Source organism: Coriobacteriia bacterium, assembly GCA_013336165.1.
In the GTDB taxonomy this organism is placed as follows: Bacteria; Actinomycetota; Coriobacteriia; order Anaerosomatales; family JAAXUF01; genus JAAXUF01.
Genome location: JAAXUF010000009.1, coordinates 59961 through 65960 on the forward strand (window position 1 = coordinate 59961; position 6000 = coordinate 65960).

6 protein-coding genes and 5 tRNA genes are annotated in these 6000 nt (G+C 59.4%); 9 read left to right on the forward strand and 2 right to left on the reverse strand.

Annotation, left to right across the window (positions count from 1 at the left end; translation table 11 throughout):
• The first annotated feature begins 154 nt into the window (after positions 1-154).
• Entirely contained in the window at positions 155-1060 is a 906-nt protein-coding gene (locus HGA39_07480; protein ID NTW29187.1) for a nucleoside hydrolase, read from the forward strand.
• Here the strand turns inward: HGA39_07480 and HGA39_07485 are convergent.
• Complete coding sequence (locus HGA39_07485; protein NTW29188.1) at positions 1057-1470, reverse strand: PadR family transcriptional regulator; 414 nt, start codon at positions 1468-1470, stop codon at positions 1057-1059. The two genes, HGA39_07480 and HGA39_07485, sit on opposite strands and share 4 nt — an antisense overlap.
• A gap of 205 nt (positions 1471-1675) precedes the next feature.
• Between HGA39_07485 and HGA39_07490 the strand changes: the two genes are divergently transcribed.
• The 8 genes from HGA39_07490 to clpX all read left to right on the forward strand — a co-directional run bounded on the left by HGA39_07490 (position 1676) and on the right by clpX (position 5838).
• A tRNA-Gly gene (locus tag HGA39_07490) sits at positions 1676-1751 on the forward strand.
• A 69-nt stretch (positions 1752-1820) separates the two neighbouring features.
• Positions 1821-1897: transfer RNA gene (locus HGA39_07495), tRNA-Arg, on the forward strand.
• Positions 1898-1907: 10 nt separating this feature from the next.
• A tRNA-His gene (locus HGA39_07500) sits at positions 1908-1983 on the forward strand.
• A 50-nt stretch (positions 1984-2033) separates the two neighbouring features.
• Positions 2034-2109 (forward strand) — tRNA-Lys (locus tag HGA39_07505).
• A gap of 173 nt (positions 2110-2282) precedes the next feature.
• Positions 2283-2366: transfer RNA gene (locus HGA39_07510), tRNA-Leu, on the forward strand.
• A gap of 51 nt (positions 2367-2417) precedes the next feature.
• Entirely contained in the window at positions 2418-3923 is a 1506-nt protein-coding gene (gene tig / locus HGA39_07515; GenBank protein ID NTW29189.1) for a trigger factor, read from the forward strand.
• Between the two features lie 26 nt (positions 3924-3949).
• Entirely contained in the window at positions 3950-4570 is a 621-nt protein-coding gene (gene clpP / locus HGA39_07520; protein NTW29190.1) for an ATP-dependent Clp endopeptidase proteolytic subunit ClpP, read from the forward strand.
• Entirely contained in the window at positions 4567-5838 is a 1272-nt protein-coding gene (gene clpX / locus HGA39_07525; GenBank protein ID NTW29191.1) for an ATP-dependent Clp protease ATP-binding subunit ClpX, read from the forward strand. Before clpP ends, clpX begins: the two co-directional genes overlap by 4 nt.
• Positions 5839-5913: 75 nt before the next feature.
• On the opposite strand, the gene HGA39_07530 is transcribed toward clpX, so the two are convergent.
• Positions 5914-6000: IS3 family transposase (locus tag HGA39_07530; GenBank protein ID NTW29192.1), on the reverse strand; the 87-nt coding region annotated here is incomplete at its 5' end.

Here is a 6000-nt window from a genome sequence, read left to right on the forward strand (position 1 = left end):
GCTGTCGCCACCATGGGACTACTATAAGACATAGTCCACTAGTAGAGATACACTACTAACATCACGATTTCGAGAATCTCGGATGGCAATCTATGTCCTTGCGCATGGTGGGACACTCGCATCTACGAACTCGCGCGAAAGGGGAAACGCCGCAATGTCCTACGGTCCCAAGCGTGTCATCTTCGACTTCGACAACACCATGGGCATTCCTGGATGCGATATCGACGATGGCTTGGCACTTCTCTTCCTCCTCGGCCACCCTGAACTCGCTACGGTCATTGGCGCCACGACTGCCTACGGCAACAACCTCGTTGACACCGTGTACGCCAATACCCAACTCATGTTCGGCGAGTTGGGTCTCAGCATTCCCGTCTTTCGCGGTTGTCAGGACGCAAGCCATCCGACGAGCGATGCCTCCGAGTACCTCGCGCGAACGGTTGCAGCAAATCCCGGTGAGGTGTCGATCGTGGCGACAGGCTCCCTGACCAACCTGCGAGGTGCTCAGCTAATCGATCCCGGCTTCTTGCACAATGTTCGCGAGATCGTTCTTATGGGTGGTATCACGCAAACACTCGTCTTTGACGGCATCGTCATGGACGAACTCAACTTTGCCTGCGATCCCGTTGCGACGGAACTCGTGCTCTCAAAGGGGAGGAATGTGAGCGTCGCGACGGGCAACAACTGCTTAAAAGCGTTCTTCGCCGCCGAGGAGTTCGAGAGACGCTTCGCACCTTCAGCCGAAAACCCCGCCGGGAGCTATCTCTGGAGCAAATGCCGTTACTGGTTCCGCGATATGAGCGAACGGTACCATCTCGGCGGTTTCCACTGCTGGGATGTTGTTTCTGCAGCCTATCTTGTGAAGCCGGAACTCTTTGATGACGATGTGCACGACGTCGCGATGTCCGAGCGAGCGCTGAGCATTGGCTACCTCGAGCCCGCGTTCTCAGGAGTGCCGCACGCGCTCGTGAACGAGCCTGTGATACGAAGTGAGCAAGAATTCGTCGGGACAGTCTACGCAGCGTGGGAGCGCGCTCTTGGGCTGCTCGCCGCCGAGGTCTAGTCCGCAGCGACTACCTGATTCTTCGCCTGGGCGGTTCGAAGCATGCTGATAAGCTCACCGACGGCTGCCCGATAGCAGGTGAGGGTGTCGACCCAGCGCGCCATGCAGGCGCACCCGCTGTCCGTCAGATGGAAGAGCTTCTTGGCGGGACCCGACTCCGACGTGTTCCAGACTGAATCAACGTATCCGAGTTCCTCCATCTGGCGAAGGGAGCGGTAGACGCCCGTGGCATCAGGCTTCTGGCCTCCGAACATCGGAGATTCAGCCAAGAGTTGCACAATCGCGTAGCCATGGAGATCCTCGTCGGCCAGAATGCTCAGAATGGCCGGCTGTACGAGCCGATCGAGGGTCTTTCCCGTACAGCAGCATTCCCGGAACTCGTTGTCGGACTTGGGTGCACAGATCGGCATGTACTGCATCTCCAGAATTCAACAGACGAAGCAAATCGCTTGGGTGTTTGCTTCCGATTTCCTTGTTGGTTTGAGCCGCTTCAGAATACTCCATTTGGTGAAGACGTTGCCGAGTGGGTGGTAGCACCTTGAAGTATTGCCGTGTGTTCTGTAGATTGTTCAGGCTACGAAGCGCGAATCATGTGATCCACGCTTCGAACTGTCTGCGGCCGTAGTTCAATTGGTAGAGCATCAGCCTTCCAAGCTGGTTGTTGCGGGTTCGAGTCCCGTCGGCCGCTCCATTGACAACTAGCGTCGCCAAAGGGTACCGTACCGCTTCGCGGCACAAGCCTAGAAGGACGGCGTCATATGCGCCCGTAGCTCAGCTGGATAGAGCGGGAGACTTCTAATCTCTAGGTCGGGGGTTCAAATCCCTCCGGGCGTGCCAGCCACTCATGGTGGATGTAGCTCAGTTGGCAGAGCGCCGGACTGTGGCTCCGGAGGTCGCGGGTTCGAGCCCCGTTATCCACCCCAAGAGTTGATTTCGCGCTTTGAGGCGGTCACTCGTCGAAGGCGTTGCATACGGGCCGCTAGCTCAGTTGGTAGAGCAGGGGACTCTTAATCCCAAGGTCCGGGGTTCGACCCCCCGGCGGCCCACCACCGTATTTGATGAAAGCAGGCTCCCCAAGGGGCCTGCTTTTTGGTTCGGGCCTGCGCTCTCCGCGGTTCTTCGACTTGCACTCTCGAATGCGATGCTCGGCACTCGCGAGTTGCCCCGGAGTTCACGGGGGGTGATTCGGCGGTTTATTTGCTATAGTGTTGAGCCGTTCTGCGCGGGCGTGGCGGAATGGCAGACGCGCCGGATTTAGGTTCCGGTGAGGAGACTCGTGGAGGTTCAAGTCCTCTCGCCCGCACCAGATGACTTATCGCCGGTCGGCCAGGGTCGACGAAACAAGAAGGGATCACTCGTGCTCACCACATCAGTCGAGCGGCTCGAAGGCAACAACGCCAAACTCACGGTAACCGTCTCGGCGGATCAAGTCGATTTGGCTGTTACCGAGGCGTACAAGAAGATCAGCGCGAACTTGCGCATTCCTGGCTTCAGAAAGGGCAAGGTTCCGCGCCCTGTTATCGACACCCATGTCGGCCGCGAGCAGGTGCTGATGGAGGCCACAGAGGAACTCGTTGAGTCCGCGTACCGTGAGGCCATCATCGAAGAGGATCTTCGCACCATCACCAACCCCGAGATCTCCGTCGACCAGCCCGTGGGAGAAGGCGAAACATTCACCTTCTCCGCCCAACTGCAACTGCGGCCGGAACTTGCGCTTTCCGCTTACGACGACATCACAGTCACCGTTCCGCCGGCAGAGGTCTCCGATGCCGAGGTAGACGCCGGGCTGGATCAGCTGCGCGATCGTGTTGCATCTTTGGAGCCGGTCGAGGATCGCGGCATCGAGGCAGGTGACTTCGCCATCATCTCATTCACCGGCTACATGGATGGCGAGCCCTACGAAGGCAACGTCGTCGACAAGTCCCTCTACGAGCTTGGCCGTGGCATGATGCCGGTCGAGTTTGACCAGGGATTGCTCGGCCTCAAGGCCGGCGACGAAACTGTCGCTGAGTTCCCGATGCCGGCGGAATCCGCAAATGCCGAGGTCGCAGGCAAGACCGCCCGCTTCGAAATCACCGTGAATGAGGTCAAGATCAAGCGCCTCCCCGAGCTCAACGACGAGTTGGCGGTGAACTTTGGTTTCGACAACATGGAGAGCATGCGTGCGGATCTTCGTGCGAGTCTGCAGCAAGGCGTAGCCAAAACGTACGCGCGCGCTAAGGAGAAGGCTGCTCGCGAAGAGCTGGCCCGTCGTCTTGAAGGCGACATCCCCGCCGTGCTGTCCGAGTCTCGCGCTCAGAATATGCTGCAATCATTCATGAAGCAGCTTGAGAATGAAGGGCTGTCGTTGGATGTGTACTGCGATGCATACAACATCAAGCCTGAGGAGATTCTCGCCGATATCCGCAAGGATGCCGAGGAGAACGTGCGCGAGGACCTTGCACTCGAGTCCCTGTTTCGTGCGCTCGGCATGCAGGTGACGCAGGAAGACGTCGACGCGACCTATGCGGAGCTTGCAGAGGGCATGGGCACGACCGTCGACGAACAGCGCGCGCGGTGGGGCCAGGCGCAAGCGCCCGTGCTGTGGGAGATGGTCATGCATCGCAAGGCGACAGGCTGGTTGCTGGAGAACATCGAGACCGTGATAGCCGAGCCGGGCGCGGAAAAAGCGGCCGCTGCGGGTACGAAGAAGACAACGACGAAGAAGACGACGAAGAAGAAGACGGCCAAGAAGGCCGCTGAGCCGGTGGAGCAGCCTGTAGAGGCGCCAGCCGACTCGCAAGCAGAGCCGGCCAAGAAGACGACCAGGAAGAAGGCCAAGCCGGCCGAGCCGTCTGCGGACGCGCCCGCCGAGAACGCCTAGGTTTCTTTCAGAGGAGTGACGAAAGCATGAGTATTTCCGATATCAAAGCCCTTGTACCCATCGTTATCGAACAGACAGGCCGAGGCGAGCGCAGCTTTGACATCTACTCGCGACTGCTCAATGAGCGGATCGTGTTTCTCGGCACGGAGATCGACGATCACGTGGCCAACCTCGTGATCGCTCAGCTCCTGCACCTCGAGAGCGCGGAGCCGGACAAGGACATCAACCTCTACATCAACTCGCCCGGTGGTTCAGTGACTTCCGGTTTGGCAATCTACGACACCATGCAGTACATCAAGTGCGACGTGTCGACGATCTGCGTTGGCCAGTGCGCCAGCATGGCCGCCGTGCTGCTCGCCTCCGGCGCGCCCGGCAAGCGCTACGCATTGCCGCACTCGCGCGTGCTCATCCACCAGCCTTGGGGCGGCACGCAGGGTCAGGTCACGGATATCGAGATCCAGGCCAAAGAGATGCTCAGGATGCGCGATGAGCTTGATGGCATCCTCGCGAAGCACACCGGTCAAACGAAGAAGAAGATCCACCTCGACACAGAGCGCGACAACATCATGTCCGCCAAGGACGCCGTTTCCTACGGCCTGGTCGATGAGGTCTTTGTGAACCGTATCCTTGAGGCGAAGAGCGAATGAATCGGACTCCGGACGGACCCGAGGCGCTGAAGTGTTCTTTCTGCGGAAAGAGCCAGCGCCACGTCAAGAAGCTGATAGCCGGTCCGGGTGTCTACATATGTGACGAGTGCATCGATCTGTGCAACGACATCGTGGAAGACGAGCTTGCCGAGGAAGCTGCACTTGCACCGGTGCTTGAGGACCTGCCTTCGCCGAAGGAGATCTACTCGATCCTGGACTCGTACGTGGTAGGACAGGAGCAGGCGAAGAAAGTTCTTTCCGTTGCGGTCTACAACCACTACAAGCGCGTCCATATCGCACCCACGGACGACAGCGACGTTGAGATCGCAAAGAGCAACATCCTGATCCTCGGCCCGACCGGCTGCGGAAAGACACTGCTTGCGCAGACGCTGGCGCGGATCCTCAAGGTGCCGTTCGCCATCGCCGATGCCACAGCTCTGACCGAGGCGGGCTATGTGGGCGAGGATGTGGAGAATATCCTGCTCAAACTCATCACGGCGGCAGATTTCGACGTCAAGCGTGCCGAGGTCGGCATCATCTACATCGACGAGATCGACAAGGTGGCGCGCAAAGCCGAGAACCTCTCGATCACCCGCGACGTCTCGGGCGAGGGTGTTCAACAGGCGCTGCTCAAGATCCTCGAGGGCACTGAAGCCGCGGTACCGCCGCAAGGCGGGCGCAAGCACCCGCAGCAGGAGCTCATCCGCATCGACACCACCAACATCCTGTTTATTCTCGGCGGGGCGTTTGTGGGGCTCGACAAGATCATCTCAGACCGGGTGGGCAAGAAGGGGATCGGCTTCAACGCCGACCTGACTGATGCGTCGAAGCACGATATCGGGATGCTGTTCGGCCAGGTGTTGCCCGAGGATCTGCACAAGTTCGGCATGATCCCGGAGTTCGTCGGCCGGCTGCCGATCGTGACCAACGTCGACGAGCTCAGCGAAGACGACCTCGTCACGATCCTCACCGAGCCGAAGAACGCTCTGGTCAAGCAGTATCAGCGCCTGTTCGCCCTTGAGGGCGTGCGGCTCAAGTACACCGACGGAGCACTTCGCGCCATCGCCGAGCAGGCGATCGCGCATGGCACCGGGGCTCGCGGGCTTCGCTCGATCATGGAAAAGATCCTGCTCGAGCTCATGTACGACCTGCCTGGCCGCACTGACGTGCAGGAAGTCGTGATCACGGAGGCGGTCGTTCGCGAGGGCGGCGAACCCACAATGGTCTCCGATGGTTTGGCAGAAGAGGAAAGCGCGCTTGGGGCTTAAGGTTCGTCTCGAGTTATGATGAAGGGCGGTCTGCCGTGAACTAGACCCCAAAAGCTGGACGGCTTAATAGGGGTCTCAAGCGGCGTCCACGGACTGGGTCCGGAATTGTTCCGGGCTCAGCCCTTTCAGTTTCGGCTGGTACCTCTTGGTGTTCCAGTAGCG

Excerpts from the sequence above, each read along its gene's own strand:
- clpX (NTW29191.1), top strand. The coding sequence starts at position 4,567 with ATGAATCGGACTCCGGACGGACCCGAGGCGCTGAAGTGTTCTTTCTGC.
- clpP (NTW29190.1), top strand. The coding sequence starts at position 3,950 with ATGAGTATTTCCGATATCAAAGCCCTTGTACCCATCGTTATCGAACAG.
- HGA39_07485 (NTW29188.1), bottom strand. The coding sequence starts at position 1,470 with ATGCCGATCTGTGCACCCAAGTCCGACAACGAGTTCCGGGAATGCTGC.
- HGA39_07480 (NTW29187.1), top strand. The coding sequence starts at position 155 with ATGTCCTACGGTCCCAAGCGTGTCATCTTCGACTTCGACAACACCATG.